Consider the following 20977-nt stretch of genomic DNA (forward strand, 5'->3'; position numbering starts at 1 on the left):
GCCGGGCCAGCCGTTATTGTGCAACCGCTTCCAGTTCGATTAAGGCGAGATCTTTTTTGCGTAATACCAAACTGACGCGTCGGGTTTCAATATGAACAGGATCGCCGAGCGGCGCCACGCGCACCACATGAAAAGAGGATCCGGGCAGCATGCCGAGGGAGAGCAATTTCTGACGGTATGCTGGGCTAATATCGCGGGAGAATCCAATGATTTTCCACGCACTATCAGGTGTGAATTGCATAGGGCCTACTTGTCTATCGCTAACCGAAGATGAATTGACCGGGCGTCGGGATGTCACCGCGCCGGATACCATAGCCAACGAAAAAAGAAAAAATCATTCTGAAAGTGATGATAATGAGAATGGTTTTTATCATCAATACATATGATGCGATCAACGCTATTTTTAAAGCGGAAATCACTTTTTTATTGATGTGCCGCAAAATCTGTCTGTGATCGAAAATGCACGAAATATTATTTCGGCGATCTAATGTTTAATTAAGGTTTCTTAAGTTAACGAAATGAAAATATTAATTTCGCTGTCTTCAGGCGTGGAATAAAAACAGGTTATCAGAAACAACTGAACCTGTTTTGCGCGTGATGGCGATGGCCTGGTCATGAAAAGAAAACTGCCCCTGAAAAGGGGCAGGGTGGGATTAGCGTTTTTTACCCATCGCCGCCGCGAGGGCATCCATCATCGCGCTGTTGCCGGCAGGCTGCGCTTCGCGACCGCGAGGTTTGGCGGCTTTCGCGGCCGGGCGGTTGCCCTGCGGGCGATCCTGACCGCCGCCGCGGCGGGCGTTGCTGTCGCCCGGCTGCTCGTCGAGACGCATGGTCAGGGCGATACGCTTACGCGGCAGATCGACTTCCATGACCTTGACCTTCACGATGTCGCCCGCTTTCACCACGGTGTGCGGATCTTCAACAAACTTGTCAGAAAGCGACGAAATGTGGACCAGTCCGTCCTGATGGACGCCGATATCGACAAATGCGCCGAAGTTGGTGACGTTGGTGACGGCCCCTTCCAGAATCATCCCCGGCAGCAGATCGTTCATGGTCTCTACGCCGTCTGCGAACTTCGCTGTCTTAAACTCCGGACGCGGGTCGCGGCCCGGTTTTTCCAGCTCTTTGATGATGTCGGTCACGGTCGGTACGCCGAACTTCTCATCGGTGAAATCCACGGCCTTCAGGTGGCGCAGCGCACTGCTATTGCCCATCAGATCTTTCAGCGCCTGCTGGGTAGCGGCCAGAATGCGTTCGACCACCGGGTAGGCTTCCGGGTGAACGGTGGAGGCATCCAGCGGGTTGTCGCCGTGGTTGATACGCAGGAAGCCGGCGCACTGTTCAAAGGCTTTCGGCCCCAGGCGGCTGACCTTCAGCAGCTGCTGGCGGTTCTGGAACTGGCCGTTCTCGTCGCGCCAGGCGACGATGTTCTGCGCCATCATGCGGGTCAGGCCGGCCACGCGGGTCAGCAGCGGCACGGAGGCGGTGTTCAGGTCAACGCCAACGGCGTTCACGCAGTCTTCCACCACCGCGTCCAGCTTACGCGCCAGCTGGGTCTGGCTGACATCGTGCTGATACTGGCCGACGCCAATGGATTTCGGGTCGATTTTCACCAGCTCGGCCAGGGGATCCTGCAGACGGCGGGCAATGGAGACCGCGCCGCGCAGCGACACGTCGAGGTCAGGGAACTCCTGCGCCGCCAGCTCGGAGGCGGAGTAAACGGAAGCCCCGGCTTCGCTGACGATCACCTTCTGGGCGGTGACCTTCGGGAACTGTTTCTGCACGTCGAGGAAGAAACGCTCGGTTTCACGCGAGGCGGTGCCGTTGCCGATCGCCACCAGCTCGACGTTGTGCTTCTCGCACAGCGCCGCCACGACAATCGCCGCTTTAGCCGCCTGGCCGGTGTGGGGGTAGATGGTATCGGTGGCCACCAGTTTGCCGGTACCGTCAACCACGGCCACTTTCACCCCGGTGCGCAGGCCCGGGTCAAGGCCCATGGTAGCGCGCAGCCCGGCGGGCGCAGCCATCAGCAGGTCGTGCAGGTTGCGGGCGAAGACGTTAATAGCTTCGTCTTCGGCGCGCTCGCGCACGGTACCCATCAGCTCGGTTTCGAGATGCATCAGGACTTTGATCCGCCAGGTCCAACTGACGACGCCTTTACGCCAGCTGTCCGCCGGGGCGTTATTCAGGCGCAGGCCCAGATGGTCGATAATAATCTGCTCGCCGTGGCTCTCTTTCGGCGGCTCGTCAAACTGCGGGTCAGCGTTTAAAGAGAGCTGCAGGACGCCTTCGTTGCGACCGCGGAACATCGCCAGCGCGCGATGCGACGGCACGGTGGCGATCGGTTCATGGTGATCGAAGTAGTCGCGGAATTTGGCGCCTTCCTCTTCTTTGCCGCTGACGACGGTGGAGACCAGGTGGGCGTTTTTCCACAGATAGTCACGGACCTTCGCCAGCAGCGCGGCGTCTTCGGCAAAACGCTCCATCAGGATATAGCGCGCGCCATCCAGCGCCGCTTTGCTGTCGGCCACGCCTTTATCGGCATCAATATATTTTGCGGCTTCCGTTTCCGGATCGTGGGACGGTTCGTTCCACAGCAGGTCAGCCAGCGGCTCCAGCCCCGCTTCGATAGCGATTTGCCCGCGGGTGCGGCGCTTCGGTTTATACGGCAGGTAGAGATCTTCCAGTTCAGTTTTGCTGAGCGTGGTGTTGATGGCTTTTTCCAGCGCGTCGGTCAGTTTGCCCTGTTCAGCGATGGATTTGAGGATCGCCTGACGACGGTCTTCCAGTTCGCGCAGATAGCCGAGGCGGGTTTCCAGATTACGCAGCTGCGTGTCATCCAGACCGCCGGTGACTTCTTTACGATAACGTGCAATAAACGGCACGGTGTTCCCTTCATCAAGCAGGCGAACGGCAGCTTCTACCTGTTCGGCTCTGGCCTGAAGTTCACCCGCAATAATGCGGCAGAGCGAATCATTCATCATGGCTTTTAATTCATCTTTAGGGTCAAAAAACAGGGACTAGTTATACGGACTGACGGCTAAAAATGCCAGTCGCGCCGGGCGTCTCTCGGAAAGTTCTTGTCTATTTAACGTATTCGATCTCATTGACATACCAGCTGGCTTCGCCCGCCGGCGTGTTGACGATGGCCAGATCGCCAACCTCTTTTTTTAACAGTGCGCGCGCCATCGGCGAGTCGATGGAGATATAGTCTTTGCGGCCAAAAATTTCATCGTAACCGACGATGCGAAAGCGCTTGATATCGCCTTCATCGTTTTCAATCTCTACCCAGGCGCCGAAGAAGACTTTGCCCTCCTGCTGTGGGGAGTAATCGACGATCTTTAACTGTTCCAGACATTTGGTCAGATAGCGGACCCGGCGATCGATCTCGCGCAGGCGCTTTTTGTTGTACTGGTAATCCGCGTTCTCGCTGCGGTCGCCGAGGCTGGCGGCCCAGGTCACCTTTTTGGTCACTTCCGGGCGCTCCTGGCGCCACAGGTAGTCCATCTCCTGCTTCAGTTTTTCATATCCCTCGCGGGTGATCAGCGGCGTTTTCATCGTGAGTTCAACCTTCTGACAGTCTGTCGTTGCGCACAATTTGTAGCGCGTAATAATACCGACAGGATAAATACTGTGTCTTATGATTAAATGTATACTTAACCTGCTGTTAAATATGCTTTGTAACAATTTAGCCTGGAATATATACCAGATTTAGCTGGTGAGCGCGCCGGGCTTTTTTGAGAATACGCACTGACTATTGCAGTGAACCTTTGGGAGTACAAACAATGCAAGAGAATTATAAGATTCTGGTTGTGGATGACGACATGCGCCTGCGTGCGCTGCTCGAACGTTATCTGACCGAGCAGGGCTTCCAGGTTCGTAGCGTGGCGAACGCCGAACAGATGGATCGTCTGTTAACCCGCGAATCCTTCCACCTGATGGTGCTGGATCTGATGCTGCCTGGGGAAGATGGTCTCTCGATTTGCCGCCGTCTGCGCAGCCAGAGCAACCCGATGCCGATCATTATGGTGACGGCGAAAGGCGAAGAGGTTGATCGTATTGTGGGCCTGGAGATCGGGGCCGACGACTACATTCCGAAGCCGTTCAACCCGCGTGAACTGCTGGCCCGCATCCGGGCGGTGCTGCGCCGTCAGGCGAACGAGCTGCCGGGCGCGCCGTCGCAGGAAGAGGCGGTTATCGCCTTTGGTAAATTCAAACTGAACCTGGGCACCCGCGAGATGTTCCGTGAAGACGAGCCGATGCCGTTGACCAGCGGCGAGTTTGCGGTCCTGAAGGCGCTGGTAAGCCATCCTCGTGAGCCGCTGTCGCGCGATAAGTTAATGAACCTCGCTCGCGGCCGCGAATACTCTGCGATGGAGCGTTCCATCGACGTACAGATCTCCCGCCTGCGCCGCATGGTGGAAGAGGACCCGGCGCATCCGCGCTATATCCAGACCGTCTGGGGTCTGGGCTACGTCTTCGTCCCGGACGGTTCTAAGGCATGAAACGCGTGCGCTTTTCGCCGCGCAGCTCCTTTGCTCGCACGCTGCTCCTGATCGTCACCTTGCTGTTCGTCAGCCTGGTGACGACCTATCTGGTAGTACTGAATTTCGCGATCCTGCCAAGTCTCCAGCAGTTTAATAAAGTATTGGCCTACGAAGTGCGTATGCTGATGACTGATAAGCTGCAGCTGGAGGATGGCACCCAGCTGGTGGTGCCCCCGGCGTTTCGCCGTGAAATTTATCGCGAGCTGGGGATTTCGCTCTATTCCAATGAAGCGGCGGAAGACGCAGGCCTGCGCTGGGCGCAGCATTATGAATTCTTGAGCCAGCAGATGGCTCATCAGCTTGGCGGCCCCACTGAGGTGCGGGTGGAGGTCAATAAAAGCTCCCCCGTGGTGTGGCTGAAGACCTGGCTGTCGCCCAATATTTGGGTGCGGGTGCCGCTGACCGAGATCCATCAGGGCGACTTCTCGCCGCTGTTCCGCTATACCCTGGCGATCATGCTGCTGGCGATAGGCGGCGCCTGGCTGTTTATCCGTATTCAGAACCGCCCGCTGGTGGATCTGGAGCATGCGGCGCTGCAGGTCGGGCGCGGCATTATTCCGCCGCCGCTGCGCGAGTATGGAGCCTCCGAAGTGCGTTCGGTGACGCGCGCCTTCAACCACATGGCCGCGGGCGTGAAGCAGCTGGCCGACGACCGTACGCTGCTGATGGCTGGGGTCAGCCATGATTTAAGGACTCCGCTGACCCGCATTCGTCTGGCCACCGAGATGATGGGCGAGCAGGACGGCTATCTCGCGGAGTCGATCAACAAAGATATCGAAGAGTGCAACGCCATCATCGAGCAGTTTATCGACTATCTGCGCACCGGGCAGGAGATGCCGATGGAGCTGGCGGATCTGAATGCGGTGCTGGGGGAAGTGATCGCTGCGGAGAGCGGCTATGAGCGGGAGATCGCTACCGCCCTGCAGGCCGGCGAAATTCCGGTACGCATGCATCCTCTGTCTATCAAGCGCGCGCTGGCGAATATGGTGGTCAACGCGGCCCGCTATGGCAATGGCTGGATCAAGGTCAGCAGCGGCAGCGAAGCGAGCCGGGCCTGGTTCCAGGTAGAAGATGACGGACCGGGGATTAAACCTGAGCAGCGAGAGCACCTGTTTCAGCCGTTTGTACGTGGAGACAGCGCCCGCAGCACCAGCGGCACCGGGCTGGGGTTGGCGATTGTTCAGCGTATTATCGATAATCACAACGGGCGGCTGGAGATTGGCTCCAGCGAACGCGGCGGGTTACTGATCCGCGCCTGGCTGCCGGTGCACCGGGTACTGGCGCCGATGAAACCGGCCAAAGAGAGCTGATCGCGCCCGCGGTTGGTTGGTCAGAACGCTGCACAATAAAAAGCCGGGCAAGCCCGGCTTTTTCATCTTTGCGCCCGTTAGCGCTGCGGCCCTGCCGCCACCAGCGCGGCGCCCGCTGGCGTATCGGTATACTTCTCAAAGTTCTCAATAAACAGCTTCGCCAGCTGGTCGGCTTTTTCCTGCCACTGCTCCGGGGAACCATAGGTGCTGCGCGGATCGAGGATCTGAGGATCCACGCCCGGGAGGGCCGTCGGGATCTGCAGGTTAAACATCGGCAGGGTAAAGGTCTCCGCGTTGTCCAGCGAGCCATTGAGGATGGCGTCGATGATGGCGCGGGTATCTTTAATCGAGATGCGCTTGCCGGTGCCGTTCCAGCCGGTATTGACCAGATAAGCCTGCGCGCCGGCCGCCTGCATGCGTTTGACCAGCACTTCGGCGTACTGCGTCGGGTGCAGCGACAGGAAGGCGGCGCCGAAGCAGGCGGAGAAAGTTGGCGTGGGTTCGGTCACGCCGCGCTCGGTGCCGGCCAGTTTGGCGGTAAACCCGGACAGGAAATGGTACTGCGTCTGATCGGCGGTCAGGCGGGAGACCGGCGGCAGTACGCCGAACGCATCGGCCGTCAGGAAGATCACTTTGGTGGCGTGACCCGCTTTGGAGACCGGTTTGACGATATTATCGATATGGTCGATGGGGTAGGAGACGCGGGTGTTTTCGGTCTTTGAGCCGTCATCGAAATCGATTGTCCCGTCGGCGCGCACCACCACGTTTTCCAGCAGGGCGTTGCGGCGAATGGCGTGATAGATATCCGGCTCGGCCGCTTCAGAGAGCTTGATGGTCTTGGCGTAGCAGCCCCCTTCGAAGTTAAACACCCCGTCGTCATCCCAGCCATGTTCGTCATCGCCAATCAGGCGGCGTTTCGGGTCGGTGGAGAGGGTGGTTTTGCCGGTGCCTGAGAGGCCGAAGAAAATGGCGACATCGCCTTTCTCGCCCACGTTGGCAGAACAGTGCATGGAGGCGATGCCCTTCAGCGGCAGCAGGTAGTTCATGATCGAGAACATCCCTTTCTTCATCTCGCCGCCGTACCAGGTGCCGCCGATCAGCTGAATGCGCTCGGTGAGGTTGAAAGCGATGAAGTTTTCCGAGTTCAGGCCCTGCTCTTTCCACTGCGGGTTGGTGCACTTCGCGCCGTTCATCACGATGAAGTCGGGCGTGAATTCCGCCAGCTCTTCGTCGCTCGGGCGGATGAACATGTTTTTAACGAAGTGCGCCTGCCAGGCCACTTCGGTAATGAAACGTACGCTGAGACGGGTATCGGCGTTAGCGCCGCAGAAGGCGTCGACGATAAACAGGCGTTTACCGGACAGCTGCTGTGTTACCAGCCCTTTCAGATGCTGCCAGGTTTCCTGCGAAAGCGGCTTGTTGTCGTTTTTACCCTTGCCTTTATCGGACCACCAGACGGTATCGCGGGTGGTGTCGTCGCGCACGAGGTACTTATCTTTCGGAGAACGACCGGTAAAAATGCCCGTGTCGACGGCGATAGCACCGAGACTGGTTAATACGCCACGTTCGTAGCCTTCCAGGTTGGGGTCGAGCTCTTCCTGAAACAACATGTCGTAGCTGGGATTGTGGACGATATCCTGAACGTCATTGATACCATAAGCCTTGAGATCCTGCGGGGTTAAACCATGATTAACGCGCATGTCACTGCTCCTTAGCCAAGATGTACTGCTGTAAATTGTAGGGTTTATTACCGGGTATTGACCGCGACCAGGCTCATAGATTTACGTATCTCGACATTCTTCAGAATGACGAAAAAAACGGTGACTCCTGTCACGAAGTGAAGTGGATTATCTCAGGAAATGGCCGGATGGTGGGGTTAGATGTTTCTCAATGGTTAAAAAGTAATTAAAAAAACTGCTGAAATGTGAATGTAATCGCTTTCCTGGAATAAAATTACGTAACTCTTTCAGCGAAAATCGATTCAACTCGTGAATAAAAAGTCAGGCACCGGGCGACATACCACATCGCCGCCCGGTGCCTGAAGAAGAAGTGAGGATTAATGGACCTGCGGATCGGCCGGAGAGGCGTTGTTACGGATCTCGGCGATGTCCATGGCGTTGAAGATATAGTGGTTACCGCAGTAGTCGCAGTGCATATCAATCTCGCCTTCGTCGGCAAGGATGCTATCTATCTCTTCGTCCGGCAGGGTTTTCAGCGCGCCGGCGCAGCGTTCGCGGGAGCAGGTGCACTTGAACTCCACGCTCTGCGGATCGTAGACCGTGACTTCTTCTTCATGGTACAGACGCCACAGCACATCGTTCGCCGGCAGGGTGAACAGCTCTTCCGCCTTGATGGTCTCGGTGAGCGTCGCCAGGTGCTCAAAGTCGGCAGTCTGGGCATCCTGCGCCGGCATCACCTGCAGTAGCATCCCGCCCGCCATCGGCTGGCCTTCATGTTCGCCGGTGCGGATAATAAGGCGCGTCGGCAGCTGCTCTGAACGCTGGAAGTAATCTTCCAGGCAGGCGGCCAGCGTATCGCCTTCCAGACCGACCACGCCCTGATAACGCTCACCCTCTTCCGGGGAGATGGTGATGACCAGATAGCCGTTGCCGACCATCGCTTTCAGATCCGCATCGTCCGCAATCTCGCCCTGCACGCGCGCGACGCCGCGCAGCTGCTGCTGGTTATTGCCGTTTATTACCGCCAGCTGTAAGGGCCCATCGCCCTGCAGCTGCACGGTGATGTCGCCGGCAAATTTCAGCGTCGCAGTCAGCAGGCTGGTGGCGACCAGCAGCTCCGCCAGCACCGTTTTCACTGGCTGGGGATAAGTGTGATTTGCCAGAATCTGTTCCAGGGTTTCCGACACCGTCACCAGCTCGCCGCGCACGGCATAGTTTTCAAACAGATAACGATGTAATTGATCGTGTTGAGTCATAATCATCTCTCTTTCTGGCGCGAGTTACTCACTCTCGCCGTGTTTAAATCTCATCAAGTCGCGGCGCTCTTTCTTGTCCGGACGTCTGTCAGGGTGCGGCATGGTCAGGGCGTTCATTTTGCGCGCCAGGGCCATTTTTTCACGCTTCTCGATACTCTCAGCCGTCTCTTCATACAGGGTGACGGCTTCGCTTGCCGGGCGGCGCTGTTCGGTGATACCGACGATGCGCACCGTCCGCTCGTCGTTGCCCTGACGCAGCGTTAGCATGGCGTCCAGTTCGACGATTTTCCCGGGCTTGCTGCGTTGTCCGTTGTAATGCACCTTGCCGCCTTCAATCATCTCTCGCGCCAGCGCGCGGGTCTTGTAAAAGCGGGCGGCCCAAAGCCATTTGTCCAGTCTGACGGTTTCGGTAGGCTTCTCTTTCATCGCCTCTCCTTCGGGGTAAGCGAAGGGATCAGTCGTCGGTAATCATTCAGCCCCGGATGGCGCAGATACTGCTTTTCCGCCAGCCCGGAGTCGGGATTGGTAATGCCCAGGCAGTAACGAATGCCAAACTCCCTCGCGGCATCCAGAATTGCCTCGCTGTCGTCGACAAACAGCGTTTTATGCGCCTCAAGGCCGGTTTCCTCCGCCACGGCGCGCCACAGACGCTGATCCTCTTTCGGATAACCAAATGTGTGGGTGGAAAGTAATAAATCAAGGTGCGCATCCAGGCCGGTGTGTTTGAGTTTCACCGCCAGATTGTGGGGATGGGCATTGGTCAACAGAATACGTCGCTTACCGCTGGCCTTGAGCGCATCAAGGAACGGCACGGTATCCTCACGCAGCGTGGCGCGCGGACCCTGTTCGCTGGTCATCGCACAAATATCCAAACCCAGGCGCTCGCTCCAGTAATCCAGACAGTACCAGTTTAGCGTATGCTGCACGGCGTGATACTCCTGGTGCATGGCCTCTTTCGCCTGTTGCAGATTGAGGCCGCGGGCGGCCCCCCAGGTTTCCGGCACCAGCGTTTGCCAGAAATAGTTGTCGAAAGCGAGATCCAGGAGCGTGCCGTCCATATCCAGCAGAACGGTATCGACCTCCTGCCAGGCGATATCAAAATGCATGATGACTCTCCAGCGAGCGGGAAATGGGCGACAGGGTATCACACCCTGTCGCCGGGAAAATTAATCTTGCGGGTCAGACGACGAGGGGAGCAGCACCGGGTTCAGGCAGCTTTCGTAATATTTCTGAATCTCTTCCATACGCTGGCGATGGCGTTGATAACGACGCAGCGCCTGCACCCCGTGGTAAGCCATGCATCCCACCATCGACAGCAGCAGCAGGGTGATGCCCAGATAGCGCCACAGGCCGCTGCGGTCAGGAATGCGGTGCAGGTTGATATGCTGAGTGCCGTTGGCGTCAGTAAACAGATTGGTGACTATCCCTTCGGCATGGAAGGGGGTATGCATCAGCATACCGGCCAGCCGCCGCAGTTCCCCCCACTGCTCATGCGCCGGGTAATCATACAGGCTCACCGCCGGCCACGGCTGATTGACCAGCACGCTGCCCTCGTCGCTGGCGATGAGGAAGCCGCCCGGGGCCGGGCTGTTGAGCGCCTGCGCCGCCCGCGAGGTTTCACGCATGACAAAGGGGGCGGTTGAGGTGGTCACCAGATTCTCCAGCGACTCGGCGCTGACTGGCCGCAGCAGCACGTTCACGCCATCCAGTTTCCCGGCGGACGCACGCTTAGTTAACGTCTCCCAGTTACGGGTATTGCCGAGATTAACCAGCGCATTCTTCAGCCGCAGGCAATCATCGGCAGCGGAACAGAGATCGTTGGTTTTCTGAACGATATCGCCGAAATCATCCAGTAGCACCATGCCAGATTTCTGAATGGCGGAGCGCAGCGCCGGGCTGACGCGGGAGTCGTCGTCGGTTTCCGGGTGCAGCTGACGCTGGACGGACTGCATCAGAGCAGTCGCTTTGCTGACAATGTCAGACTCCGGCAGCGGCAGAGGAGGGGCATCGTTCCACACAATCTGCGAACAATCGAAAGGCAGGAACGGCGAATCCTCTTTGGCCGTCCAGCTGCCCGGCGTGCGGATGTTGCACATCCCGGTGCCGGTCAGGCGCAGCGTATCGCCAATGCGCACATGGGCCTTTTCCAGCTGGCTGACGGTCGTGGCTTCAATGGTCTGCGCCCCCTTCAGCCACGACAGGGTGAACTTAAACGGCATATTCAGCGGTACGCTGGCCCATAGCATGATTACCATCACCAGGGAGCCGGCGGCGATAATCGCGCTGCGCAGCCAGTACTGCAGCGGGAAGTTTTTCACTTCATCATGAAGCGACAAGTAGCGTCCCTGACGGGCTACATGGCGGTTGAGATAGATATCAATATCGGTCTGCTGTCCGAGGTCCTGGGCGATCCAGGGCTGCCAGTGGCGCGGATAGATGAGATCGATAATGCCCAGCGAGATATTATTGATATGCTCCTGATCGTTTTCGCCAAACAGCCCCCAGCGCTTAGGGACGCCGCGCAGGCAATGGATTTCGCGCAGCGAGGCGCGGCGCGGCGGGGCATAGATCCCCAATAGGCCGGCGGCGAGCAGCAGCAAACCGGCAGCCACCAGCCATGGGGTAAAGACGGCAGGCCCAATCAGACTGAAATAAAAGAACAGGAAAGAGGCGACGATCAGGATCGCTTCGCGCAGACCATCCGGGCGGTTCAGGGCGTGTTCTTCCGGGCTTTCCCGACGGATCTGCCGCAACTCTACCTGTTCGCTCTCTTCGCCGCGAATTGAGGCCTGGGTGGCCGAGGCGCGTTCCAGCGCGTAGCTTTGCGCTTCCTGACGATAGTCGCTCAGGGTATGGCCGTTAAGGGTGATAACCAGCGGCAGGCTGTCGGTGGGGATCAGCTCGACGCTGTTTTCATCGTTGATATGCTGTTCCCAGAACGGCGGCAGATGTACCTCCACCGAATCGAGAAAATAGCGCCATTTATTCGGCGCGTCGGTAGTGATCCCGTAGCGGGTGATGGCTCGCGTCACCCCATAGACGGTATCGCTCTGTTCGTTTAGCGCCAGAGCGACGGGCGCGCTGGTGGCGCCGGACGCGGGAACCTGCTGGGCGCGGCTCAGTTCGGCAAGATACTTTTCGATGGCCTGGCGCTCATCGGCCGCGATCGGCCGCGTGGTGGCATCGCTAAAGGCGTGCAGTAGAGGGAGCCGGCGGCGTCTGGCGTGCGTGCGATACCACCATCCAATGAGCAATACGCAGATTAGCAGAGCTGTAAGGAATATCAGAAAGGTGCCCATGCCCATCCCATCATAGTTATATTTTTCTTACGAAATCGTCGGTGAACGTGAAGACTAACGTCAAGCTGCAGTGTTAGCGGCGCACCTGCTTGCAGGGTAGTAAATATGTCATGCAGCAGCGTATTAGCTTACCAAAAACGTTAAAGGCCAGAAATCGGTAAATTCTCAAAGAGAATTCAAGCTATTGACTTTTTTATCTTTATTACTTTTCCCTTTGCAGTGAAAAGGTTACAACTCTGTAAATAAGTAGCGATTTGGATTGCCGAAAGCGTGTTGCGTATCGCACAATGACTGCTTAATCACAGCATAGACCGATGACAATGAGCAAATCATTACAAAAACCCACCATTCTCAATGTTGAAACTGTCGCCCGTTCGCGCCTCTTTAATGTCGAAAGCGTCGATCTGGAATTCAGCAACGGTGTGCGTCGCGTTTATGAACGTATGCGGCCTTCCACCCGCGAAGCGGTGATGATTGTGCCGATTGTTGATGATCATATTATTTTGATTCGCGAGTATGCCGTCGGGACGGAGTCCTACGAGCTGGGCTTCTCCAAAGGGCTGATTGATCCGGGTGAAACCGTGGATGAAGCGGCCAATCGCGAGCTGAAAGAAGAGGTTGGCTTCGGCGCCAATAAGCTGACGTTTCTGAAGAAGCTCAGTATGGCTCCCTCTTACTTCTCCAGCAAAATGAACATCCTGGTGGCGGAAGATCTCTATCCGGAGTCGCTGCCGGGCGATGAGCCCGAGCCGCTGCCGCAGGTGCGCTGGCCGCTGGCGCAGTTGATGTCGCTGCTGGATGAAGAAGATTTTAACGAGGCCCGCAACGTTAGTGCGCTGTTTTTAGTGCGGGAATGGTTGCAGGCCCAGGGCCGACTCTGAACGAGCGTTTACGCTAAGCAGCAATAAAAAAGCGCCCGCAGGCGCTTTTTTTGTCAGAACAGCTCGTGGGTTTCACCGCCGCCGTCAGTCAGGGTGGTGCCCACCTCATGGACCGCCTGCTGCGTGGGCTGGGTACCCTCAATAAAGTATTCCGCCCGGCTGTTGCCACCGTTCGCCAGCTGACCGGTGCTGCGATCGATATTCACCGTGACGATTCCCGGCGGCGGCGTTAATGGCTCTTCCGGAACGCCTTCCAGCACGCTCTTCATAAAGCTGTCCCAGGCCGGCTGGGCGCTTTTGGCGCCGCCTTCGTAGCCGGAGATCTGATCTTTAATCGCCCCCGATGCGGTGGTCCGGCCAAGATCGCGACGATGATCGTCAAAGCCGATCCAAACCGAGGTCACCACGCCCGGTCCGTAGCCTGAGAACCAGGCGTCCTTCGAGCTGTTGGTGGTCCCGGTTTTGCCGCCGATGTCATGCCGCTGCAGGTCACGTCCGGCGCGCCAGCCGGTTCCCATCCAGCCCGGTTCGCCAAAGATGTTGCTGTTCAGCGCGCTCTTGATCAGGAAGGCCAGCGGGGTGTTGATCACATGCGGCGCGTATTCCTGGGCGCCGCTCTGCGCCACCAGTGACTGATTGGCCTGCTCCAGCTGCGGCTGCGGCGGCACGGTGCCATTCTGCGGTTCCGTCGAGGTGGCGACATCTTCCACATCTTTGTTTTCCAGCACGTTGGATTTTGGCGTATCGCCGTAAATCACCGGTAAATCACACTGCGGGCAGGCGATTTTCGGACGCTCTTCGAAGAGGACCCCGCCCTGATCGTTCTCAATCTTACTGATAAAGAACGGGTTCACCAGGAAGCCGCCGTTGGCCATCACCGAATAACCGCGGGCGACCTGCAGAGGCGTAAAGGAGGCGGAGCCCAGCGCCAGCGATTCGGTGTGGACAATGTTTTGCGCCGGGAAGCCAAAGCGCTGCAAATACTCGGCGGCATAGTCAACGCCCATGGCGCGCATGGCGCGCACCATGACCACGTTTTTCGACTGCCCCAGGCCCTGGCGTAAACGAATCGGACCGGCATACTGCGGCGGCGAGTTTTTCGGCCGCCAGTCGGAACCGGCTCCGGCGTCCCAGCGCGAGATTGGCACATCGTTGAGCATGCTTGCCAGAGTTAAGCCTTTATCCATCGCAGCCGTGTAGAGGAATGGCTTGATGTTGGAGCCGACCTGGCGCAGCGCCTGAGTGGCGCGGTTGAACTTGCTCTGGTTAAAGTCAAACCCACCGACAAGGGCGATAATCGCGCCGTTTTGCGGGTTAATGGAGACCAATGCCGAGTTGACGTCCGGCACCTGCGACAGCCACCAGCTGTCTCCCACTTTGCGAACCCAGATCTGCTGCCCGGCCTGCACGACGTCGTTGACTTTACGCGGGGTTGCCCCCTGCTGCGTATCGGAGATAAAGCGGCGAGCCCAGCGCACGCCGTCCATCGTCAGCGAAACGGAGTCGCCGTTAGCCAACAGCGCGACAGCCTCCTGGGCATTCGCGGAGGTGACCACCGCAGGAGAAAGCGGGCCAAAGCCAGGCTGGCGCTTCAGGGCGTCAACGATCTTTTTCGCCTCCCACGGCGTTTCGCCGACCTTCCACAGCACGCTGGCCGGGCCGCGGTAGCCGTGACGCATATCGTAATCCAGCACGTTATTGCGGACCGCCTGCTGGGCCGCCTGCTGGTTTTTGCGGGTAATCGTGGTGTACACCCGGTAGCCATCTTCGTAGGCCTGCTCGCCGTAGCGATTCACCATCTCCTGGCGCACCATTTCGCTCAGATAGGGCGCGGAGAAGGCGATTTTCGGCGCGTGGTAGCTGGCGTCGATGGGTTCGCTGCGCGCCTCATCGTATTGCGCCTGGGTGATGTACCCCTCGCTCAGCATACGCGACAGCACCACGTTGCGCCGGGCTGTGGCGCGATCCATCGAATAGAGCGGGTTAAAAGTGGACGGGGCTTTCGGCAGACCGGCAATCACCGCCATTTCGCTGAGGGTCAGCTGGTCGATAGGTTTGCCAAAATAGACCTGCGCCGCGGCGCCGACGCCATAGGCGCGGTAGCCGAGGTAAATCTTGTTCAGGTACAGCTCAAGGATTTCATCTTTGTTCAGCAGCTGCTCGATGCGGATAGCCAGAAAGGCCTCTTTAATCTTACGCATCAACGTCTTCTCGGGGCTGAGGAAGAAGTTACGCGCTAACTGCTGGGTGATGGTGCTGGCGCCCTGCGAGGCGTGGCCTGAAAACATCGCCACGCTGGCGGCGCGGAAAATACCCACCGGATCGACGCCGTGATGCTCATAGAAACGACTGTCTTCGGTAGCGATAAACGCTTTCACCAGCTCGGGGGGAATTTGCTGCAACGTGACAGGGATACGGCGCTTTTCGCCGTACTGCGCAATAAGCTCACCGTCGGCGCTATAGACCTGCATCGGGATCTGCAAACGCACATCCTTCAGGGTTGCGACGTCGGGGAGTTGCGGCTCTATGTATTTGTAGAGGCCAAAAATCGAGCCTGCTCCCAGCAGTACGCAACAGACTGCAAGGATCAATAGATACTTTACGAACTTCACCGGTGTTTTCCCATTTAGTTTTATTTGGGCAGTTTATAAACAAACGCGCGGTAGTATAAAGGCAAGCCAGGTGCATTGATATAGCCGGACAGTTTTGCCGGATAAGGAGATCGTAAGCATGGCTTTCAGAAACTGGCGGATCGGAATGCATATCCAACAAGATAGCATTGCCATTGTCGCGCTACTGTTTGAGCGCTCACACTGGGCGCTGCGCCGCTGGTGGCGCATTCCGCTGCCGCCAGGCCTGGTGCGGCAGGGGATGGTGGCGGACGTCAGCGCCCTCGGCTCACGGCTGGCAGCCTGGCGGCGGGAGCTACCGGTACAGCATCAGATCAATATCGCCTTTCCCGCGGCTCGCACGCTGCAAAAACGCGTGCCTTATCCCCAGTTCGCCCTGCGAGAGCGGGAACAGGCGACGTGGATAGCCAGCGCCATGACCCAGCAGCTGGCGATGCCCGCCTCCTCTCTCTGTATTGATTATGCGCCCACCTCGCGAAATGACGGCTGGCAGGTTACGGCGGCGCAGCGGCTGGATATCAATGTTCTGCGGGAGCTGGCAGGGCGGTTGCGGCTGCGGGTAGCTGCCATCGTACCGGATGCCAGCGCGCTCGGCGCTTTTTTCCCTTGGGTGACGGCAGCAGAGCAAGGCCTGGCGTGGCGGGATGAAAAGCACTGGCTATGGGCGACCCATGAGGCCTGGGGCTGTGACGCCTGCGATGCGATAGGGTCCTTGAGCCAGCTGGCGGGGCAGCTTCAGGTTCCTCTGCGCTTGTGCGCTGACGCGGGCGACGAGGCCAGTCGTTTTGATGTCTGGCAGGTGGTTCACCGCCGGCAGCCTCCGCTGCCAGCCGATGGCGATCGCTACGCCATTGCCCTTGGGCTGGCGCTGGGGGGGCGGGCGCCATGACGCATGTCGTTAATCTTCTCCCCTGGCGTGACCTGCGTCGCCGCCAGCGCCTGCGCTACACCCTGTTGTTAGCCATCGGTATCGTGCTGCTGGCGGGGATGATCCTGCTGGTGGGGCGAACGGCTGGTCTACAGCGCGACGCCCTGGCGAGGCTCCACGCGACGGCCGACGCAGCGCTGCTCGCCTCGCTCAAACAACGTGAACAGGCGATGCGCGAAGCGTGGCAGCAGCATCAACGCCAGCGCCAGCAGCTCCAGCGCAGATCGACGATCGCTGCCTGGCAACCCCGACTAATGGCGCTCGCGGCGGACCTGCCCGCTCAGGCATGGCTGACGCGGCTGGAGTACCAGGGGGCGCGCCTGACGCTGGATGGCCTGGCCCTCAATTTGCAGGCGCTGGCCGGAGTGGAGGCTTCTCTGGCCAGCGTCACGGGATTCGCGCCGGCTAAAGCCGGCGGAACGCAGCGCGACGCCGAGGGGCGCTGGCGGTTCAGTTTCACCCTGTCGGGAGCGCGCGCCGATGAGGATTAATACCCTGCGCACCCGGGCGGGGCTGCTGATCCTGCTCGCGATGGGGCTGACGGGGGGCGGCGTGGCGCTTTGGCGCGATGCCCGGCCGCCGCTGGCGGCGCTGTCCCGCGATGGCGCTCTGCAAACGCAGTGGCGGCGGATCATGGCGCTGCGCATCCCTGACGGTGAAAGATCCGGGGAGCGCATCGACAAGCAGCCGTTCTCGCCCATAGCCATTCCGCTCGCCGGGGCGAAGCTAATCGCCTGGCATCCGCAGGGGAGCGGCGGCGAGATGGAGCTGGCTCTCTCCTGGCCGACGGTACCCGCTCTGTTTTCATGGCTGGCGCGCAGCGGGATGAACCCGCGTTCGTTCTCGCTGGAGCGCGAGGGGCAGGCGCTGCGCATGCGGCTGCAGCTGGAGGCGGAAGATGGTTGGTAAATGCTGGGTTTTGCTGTGGTTGCCGCTGTCGCTGCTGGCGGCCGAGCGCGATCCTTTTCAGCCGGTTGAGGATCCCTGCCGCGCGGCGCAGCTGTCGCAATGGCGTTATGGCGGCGCGGCCGGCGATGGTGCAGGCTGGATGGGTTTTTTGCAGGACGGAAGCGGCACGTGGCGACGGGTGCGCCTGGATGAGCAATTGCCCACGGGCTGGCGGGTGAACCGGCTGACGGACAGTGAACTGGACATCGTCACGCCTCCGGGATGTGAACCGCCAGCGTGGCGCTGGCAACGTAAAGGAAAACAAGATGATGCGATGGATAAGCCTGCTTTTGCTGCTACCGCTGGCGGTGGTCGCCGCGCGAAATGATAAGCCGGTTTCGCTGGTCGTTGACGACGCGCCAGTGGCCCAGGTGCTGCAAGCCCTGGCCGAAATGAACCAGAAGAATCTCGTTGTCGCACCGGACGTCAGCGGCACGCTCTCCCTGCGCCTGCAGAAGGTTCCCTGGACCCAGGCGCTGCGGGCAGTGGCGGATAGCGCAGGCCTCTCTTTGCAACAGCAGGGAACGGTCATCTACGCACATACGCAGGCCTGGCAAAAGGCCAACCTGGCGCAGCGCGAAGCGGAACAGGCGAAACGTCTGCAGAATCTGCCGCTGCGGGCGGAGAGCGTGACCCTGCACTATGCCGATGCCGAGGAGCTGGCTAAAAGCGGCGGTAAGTTGCTTAGCGCCCGGGGAAACCTGATGGCGGACAAGCGGACCAATCGGCTGCTGATCCGCGATGATGACCGCCATCTACCGGCGCTGAAGGCCTGGGCGCAGGAGATGGATCTGCCGGTCGGACAGGTGGAGCTGGCCGCCCATATCGTGTCAATGAGCGAAACCAGCCTGCGTGAACTGGGGGTGAAATGGCGGCTGGCGGAGGCTGAAAGCACGCCAGGATCCGGGCGCATTACCACCCTAAGCAGCGATCTGTCAGTCAACGACGCCAGCACCCGCGCAGGCTTTAACATCGGCAAAATTAACGGGCGCTTGCTTGAGCTGGAGCTTTCCGCGCTGGAGCGCAAGCAGCAGGTCGAGATTATCGCCAGTCCTCGTTTGCTCGCCTCTCATATGCAGCCCGCCAGCATCAAGCAGGGGAGCGAGATCCCCTATCAGGTCTCCAGCGGTGAAAGCGGCGCCACGTCGGTGGAGTTTAAAGAGGCGGTGCTGGGCATGGAGGTGACGCCGACGGTGCTGCAGCAGGGGAGAGTGCGGTTGAAGCTGCGAATAAGCGAGAACACGCCAGGCCAGGTGCTGAAGCAGGATAACGGCGAGGCGCTGGCCATTGATAAACAGGAGATCGAGACCCTGGTGGAAGTCCGCAGCGGCGAGACCCTGGCGTTGGGCGGCATCTTTTCGCAGAAAAACAAAACCGCCCGCGACAGCGTCCCGCTGCTTGGCGATATCCCGGTGCTGGGGCGTCTGTTTCGCCGCGACGGGAAAGATAATGAACGCCGTGAACTGGTTGTCTTTATTACGCCACGGATTCTGGCAGTACGTTAAGCAGGTTTTTCATGCTAAACACGTTTCAGGTGTTTGACGTGAGGACGGATTTAGCATACAAGGGGTACCGATTTGAGAGTCGGGTACGACATCAATCCTCCCTTTATTGTCCGGCGATTTTATTCAGTTGCCAAACCAGCCGGAGTATTGAGATAATTTTTAGTCTGACTCTCGCTCTATTGCATATGAGGTTTCAGTTCATGCCCTGCGGCGCTGGGTGTCTGCGAAGCGGGTTTATCATTAACGAATAGTCTTAGTAGTACCGAAAAAATGGCAGAGAAACGCAATATCTTTCTGGTTGGGCCTATGGGTGCCGGCAAAAGCACTATTGGGCGCCAGTTAGCCCAACAGCTCAACATGGAATTTTACGATTCCGATCAAGAGATTGAGAAACGCACTGGCGCTGATGTGGGCTGGGTCTTCGATGTTGAAGGCGAAGAAGGCTTCCGCGACCGTGAAGAAAAAATTATCAATGAGTTGACGGAAAAACAGGGAATTGTGCTGGCGACTGGCGGCGGCTCTGTAAAATCCCGTGAAACGCGTAACCGTCTCTCCGCCCGCGGCGTGGTGGTCTACCTGGAAACAACGATCGAGAAGCAGTTGGCCCGTACGCAGCGCGATAAAAAGCGTCCTTTGCTACAAGTCGATGCGCCGCCTCGTGAAGTACTGGAAGCGCTGGCTGACGAGCGTAACCCGCTGTATGAAGAGATCGCCGATGTGACTATCCGCACAGACGATCAGAGTGCGAAAGTCGTCGCGAACCAGATTATTCACATGCTGGAAAGCAACTGATTCTGGCTTAATAAAAGTGCGTCAGAGTAAAAGTCACTGAGGTGGATGTCGCGTTATGGAGAGGCTTACTGTTACCCTCGGGGAACGTAGTTACCCGATTACCATCGCGGCTGGTTTGTTCAACGATCCAGCTTCCTTCCTGCCACTTAAGTCGGGCGACCAGGCTATGCTGGTCACCAACGAAACGCTGGCGCCGCTTTATCTGGATACCGTCCGCTCTGCGCTTGAGCAGGCAGGGGTCAACGTTGACAGCGTAGTCCTGCCCGACGGCGAGCAGTATAAAAGCCTGGCGGTGATGGATACCGTATTTACCGCGCTGTTGCAAAAACCCCATGGCCGCGACACCACGCTGGTGGCGCTCGGCGGCGGTGTTATCGGTGATTTAACCGGTTTCGCCGCGGCAAGCTATCAGCGCGGCGTGCGTTTTATCCAGGTCCCTACCACCCTGCTGTCGCAGGTCGACTCGTCGGTCGGCGGCAAAACCGCAGTGAACCACCCTCTCGGCAAAAACATGATTGGCGCCTTCTGGCAGCCGGTTTCCGTGGTGGTTGATCTTAACTGTCTGAAGACGCTGCCGAAGCGCGAACTCGCTTCCGGACTGGCTGAGGTCATTAAGTATGGGGTGATCCTCGATGGCGCCTTCTTCAGCTGGCTGGAAAACAACATTGATGCCTTGCTGGCGTTGGATGAAAAGGCCATGGCGTACTGCATTCGCCGCTGCTGTGAGCTGAAAGCGGAAGTTGTGGCTGCCGACGAGCGTGAAACCGGGTTACGTGCTTTACTCAATCTTGGACATACCTTCGGCCATGCTATCGAAGCGGAAATGGGCTACGGTAACTGGCTGCACGGCGAAGCGGTGGCGGCAGGTATGGTGATGGCGGCGCATACGTCCGAACGGCTGGGGCAGTTCCGCGCGCAGGATACTCAGCGCCTTATCGATCTGCTCAAGCGTGCAGGCTTACCGGTACGCGGCCCGCAGGAAATGCGTGCGCAGGCGTATTTGCCCCATATGATGCGCGATAAGAAAGTACTGGCTGGCGAAATGCGGCTGGTGCTCCCGCTCGCAATAGGAAGCAGCGAGCTGCGCGGCGGAGTGCCGCACGATGTGGTTCTTGGCGCGATTGCTGACACTCAGCAGGCGCAACAATAAGAAGGTCTGGCCGCGTTCGCGCGGCGTTATCATTTCGGGTGATGTGCAATAA

Annotated in this window: 18 protein-coding genes and 1 pseudogene; 10 read left to right on the plus strand and 9 right to left on the minus strand. The window is 58.6% G+C overall.

Annotated elements, in window-relative coordinates:
• Nucleotides 1–13: 13 nt before the first annotated feature.
• The 3 genes from feoA to greB form a co-directional block, all read right to left on the minus strand.
• Nucleotides 14–241 carry a ferrous iron transporter A gene (gene feoA / locus GT756_RS20335; RefSeq protein WP_004202154.1) on the minus strand — a complete coding sequence of 76 codons (228 nt, stop codon included), beginning with the start codon at nucleotides 239–241 and terminating at the stop codon, nucleotides 14–16.
• Between the two features lie 412 nt (nucleotides 242–653).
• Complete coding sequence (locus GT756_RS20340; RefSeq protein WP_160125035.1) at nucleotides 654–2984, minus strand: Tex family protein; 2331 nt, start codon at nucleotides 2982–2984, stop codon at nucleotides 654–656.
• A gap of 100 nt (nucleotides 2985–3084) precedes the next feature.
• Entirely contained in the window at nucleotides 3085–3558 is a 474-nt protein-coding gene (greB, locus tag GT756_RS20345) for a transcription elongation factor GreB (RefSeq protein ID WP_002920503.1), read from the minus strand.
• Nucleotides 3559–3785: 227 nt separating this feature from the next.
• Between greB and ompR the strand changes: the two genes are divergently transcribed.
• Nucleotides 3786–4505 carry a two-component system response regulator OmpR gene (gene ompR / locus GT756_RS20350; protein WP_001157751.1) on the plus strand — a complete coding sequence of 240 codons (720 nt, stop codon included), beginning with the start codon at nucleotides 3786–3788 and terminating at the stop codon, nucleotides 4503–4505.
• Complete coding sequence (envZ, locus tag GT756_RS20355) at nucleotides 4502–5857, plus strand: two-component system sensor histidine kinase EnvZ (protein ID WP_004202158.1); 1356 nt, start codon at nucleotides 4502–4504, stop codon at nucleotides 5855–5857. The genes ompR and envZ overlap by 4 nt, the downstream gene beginning before the upstream one ends.
• A gap of 77 nt (nucleotides 5858–5934) precedes the next feature.
• On the opposite strand, the gene pckA is transcribed toward envZ, so the two are convergent.
• From pckA to GT756_RS20380, 5 genes are all read right to left on the minus strand, one after another.
• Entirely contained in the window at nucleotides 5935–7557 is a 1623-nt protein-coding gene (pckA, locus tag GT756_RS20360) for a phosphoenolpyruvate carboxykinase (ATP) (RefSeq protein WP_004202159.1), read from the minus strand.
• A 356-nt stretch (nucleotides 7558–7913) separates the two neighbouring features.
• Entirely contained in the window at nucleotides 7914–8798 is an 885-nt protein-coding gene (gene hslO / locus GT756_RS20365; RefSeq protein ID WP_017899960.1) for an Hsp33 family molecular chaperone HslO, read from the minus strand.
• A gap of 18 nt (nucleotides 8799–8816) precedes the next feature.
• Nucleotides 8817–9218: a ribosome-associated heat shock protein Hsp15 gene (hslR, locus tag GT756_RS20370; RefSeq protein ID WP_017899959.1), complete on the minus strand. Its 402-nt coding sequence runs from the start codon at nucleotides 9216–9218 to the stop codon at nucleotides 8817–8819.
• Nucleotides 9215–9898, minus strand: coding sequence for a GMP/IMP nucleotidase (gene yrfG / locus GT756_RS20375; protein ID WP_004202162.1), 684 nt, complete (start codon nucleotides 9896–9898; stop codon nucleotides 9215–9217). Before yrfG ends, hslR begins: the two co-directional genes overlap by 4 nt.
• 60 nt (nucleotides 9899–9958) lie before the next feature.
• The gene (locus GT756_RS20380) at nucleotides 9959–12091 is read right to left on the minus strand and encodes an intracellular growth attenuator family protein (protein WP_160125036.1); all 2133 of its coding nucleotides are present in this window, start codon (nucleotides 12089–12091) and stop codon (nucleotides 9959–9961) included.
• Nucleotides 12092–12411: 320 nt separating this feature from the next.
• Between GT756_RS20380 and nudE the strand changes: the two genes are divergently transcribed.
• On the plus strand, nucleotides 12412–12972 hold the full coding sequence (gene nudE / locus GT756_RS20385) for an ADP compounds hydrolase NudE (protein ID WP_004202164.1): 561 nt from the start codon (nucleotides 12412–12414) through the stop codon (nucleotides 12970–12972).
• 53 nt (nucleotides 12973–13025) lie between these two features.
• Here nudE and mrcA read toward each other — a convergent pair whose 3' ends face one another.
• Nucleotides 13026–15584, minus strand: coding sequence for a peptidoglycan glycosyltransferase/peptidoglycan DD-transpeptidase MrcA (gene mrcA, locus GT756_RS20390; RefSeq protein ID WP_023319249.1), 2559 nt, complete (start codon nucleotides 15582–15584; stop codon nucleotides 13026–13028).
• Between the two features lie 118 nt (nucleotides 15585–15702).
• On the opposite strand from mrcA, the pseudogene GT756_RS20395 reads away from it, so the two are divergent.
• From GT756_RS20395 to aroB, 7 genes and pseudogenes are all read left to right on the plus strand, one after another.
• A pseudogene (locus GT756_RS20395) lies at nucleotides 15703–16504 on the plus strand (pilus assembly protein).
• The gene (locus GT756_RS20400) at nucleotides 16488–17021 is read left to right on the plus strand and encodes a PilN domain-containing protein (protein WP_049004049.1); all 534 of its coding nucleotides are present in this window, start codon (nucleotides 16488–16490) and stop codon (nucleotides 17019–17021) included. The pseudogene GT756_RS20395 and the gene GT756_RS20400 overlap by 17 nt, the downstream one beginning before the upstream one ends.
• Nucleotides 17011–17439: a hypothetical protein gene (locus tag GT756_RS20405; protein WP_049116364.1), complete on the plus strand. Its 429-nt coding sequence runs from the start codon at nucleotides 17011–17013 to the stop codon at nucleotides 17437–17439. Before GT756_RS20400 ends, GT756_RS20405 begins: the two co-directional genes overlap by 11 nt.
• Nucleotides 17429–17806: a HofP DNA utilization family protein gene (locus GT756_RS20410; protein WP_004202171.1), complete on the plus strand. Its 378-nt coding sequence runs from the start codon at nucleotides 17429–17431 to the stop codon at nucleotides 17804–17806. The genes GT756_RS20405 and GT756_RS20410 overlap by 11 nt, the downstream gene beginning before the upstream one ends.
• Entirely contained in the window at nucleotides 17745–18983 is a 1239-nt protein-coding gene (hofQ, locus tag GT756_RS20415; protein ID WP_108433223.1) for a DNA uptake porin HofQ, read from the plus strand. The genes GT756_RS20410 and hofQ overlap by 62 nt, the downstream gene beginning before the upstream one ends.
• A gap of 270 nt (nucleotides 18984–19253) precedes the next feature.
• Complete coding sequence (aroK, locus tag GT756_RS20420; RefSeq protein ID WP_002920267.1) at nucleotides 19254–19775, plus strand: shikimate kinase AroK; 522 nt, start codon at nucleotides 19254–19256, stop codon at nucleotides 19773–19775.
• A gap of 55 nt (nucleotides 19776–19830) precedes the next feature.
• Complete coding sequence (gene aroB, locus GT756_RS20425; protein ID WP_004202175.1) at nucleotides 19831–20925, plus strand: 3-dehydroquinate synthase; 1095 nt, start codon at nucleotides 19831–19833, stop codon at nucleotides 20923–20925.
• Nucleotides 20926–20977: the final 52 nt, after the last annotated feature.

Source organism: Klebsiella sp. Q2 (genome assembly GCF_009900705.1).
Lineage (GTDB): Bacteria > Pseudomonadota > Gammaproteobacteria > Enterobacterales > Enterobacteriaceae > Klebsiella > Klebsiella quasipneumoniae.

Excerpts from the sequence above, each read along its gene's own strand:
- feoA (WP_004202154.1), bottom strand. The coding sequence starts at position 241 with ATGCAATTCACACCTGATAGTGCGTGGAAAATCATTGGATTCTCCCGC.
- GT756_RS20340 (WP_160125035.1), bottom strand. The coding sequence starts at position 2,984 with ATGATGAATGATTCGCTCTGCCGCATTATTGCGGGTGAACTTCAGGCC.
- greB (WP_002920503.1), bottom strand. The coding sequence starts at position 3,558 with ATGAAAACGCCGCTGATCACCCGCGAGGGATATGAAAAACTGAAGCAG.
- ompR (WP_001157751.1), top strand. The coding sequence starts at position 3,786 with ATGCAAGAGAATTATAAGATTCTGGTTGTGGATGACGACATGCGCCTG.
- envZ (WP_004202158.1), top strand. The coding sequence starts at position 4,502 with ATGAAACGCGTGCGCTTTTCGCCGCGCAGCTCCTTTGCTCGCACGCTG.
- pckA (WP_004202159.1), bottom strand. The coding sequence starts at position 7,557 with ATGCGCGTTAATCATGGTTTAACCCCGCAGGATCTCAAGGCTTATGGT.
- hslO (WP_017899960.1), bottom strand. The coding sequence starts at position 8,798 with ATGATTATGACTCAACACGATCAATTACATCGTTATCTGTTTGAAAAC.
- hslR (WP_017899959.1), bottom strand. The coding sequence starts at position 9,218 with ATGAAAGAGAAGCCTACCGAAACCGTCAGACTGGACAAATGGCTTTGG.
- yrfG (WP_004202162.1), bottom strand. The coding sequence starts at position 9,898 with ATGCATTTTGATATCGCCTGGCAGGAGGTCGATACCGTTCTGCTGGAT.
- GT756_RS20380 (WP_160125036.1), bottom strand. The coding sequence starts at position 12,091 with ATGGGCACCTTTCTGATATTCCTTACAGCTCTGCTAATCTGCGTATTG.
- nudE (WP_004202164.1), top strand. The coding sequence starts at position 12,412 with ATGAGCAAATCATTACAAAAACCCACCATTCTCAATGTTGAAACTGTC.
- GT756_RS20400 (WP_049004049.1), top strand. The coding sequence starts at position 16,488 with ATGACGCATGTCGTTAATCTTCTCCCCTGGCGTGACCTGCGTCGCCGC.
- GT756_RS20405 (WP_049116364.1), top strand. The coding sequence starts at position 17,011 with ATGAGGATTAATACCCTGCGCACCCGGGCGGGGCTGCTGATCCTGCTC.
- GT756_RS20410 (WP_004202171.1), top strand. The coding sequence starts at position 17,429 with ATGGTTGGTAAATGCTGGGTTTTGCTGTGGTTGCCGCTGTCGCTGCTG.
- hofQ (WP_108433223.1), top strand. The coding sequence starts at position 17,745 with ATGATGCGATGGATAAGCCTGCTTTTGCTGCTACCGCTGGCGGTGGTC.
- aroK (WP_002920267.1), top strand. The coding sequence starts at position 19,254 with ATGGCAGAGAAACGCAATATCTTTCTGGTTGGGCCTATGGGTGCCGGC.
- aroB (WP_004202175.1), top strand. The coding sequence starts at position 19,831 with ATGGAGAGGCTTACTGTTACCCTCGGGGAACGTAGTTACCCGATTACC.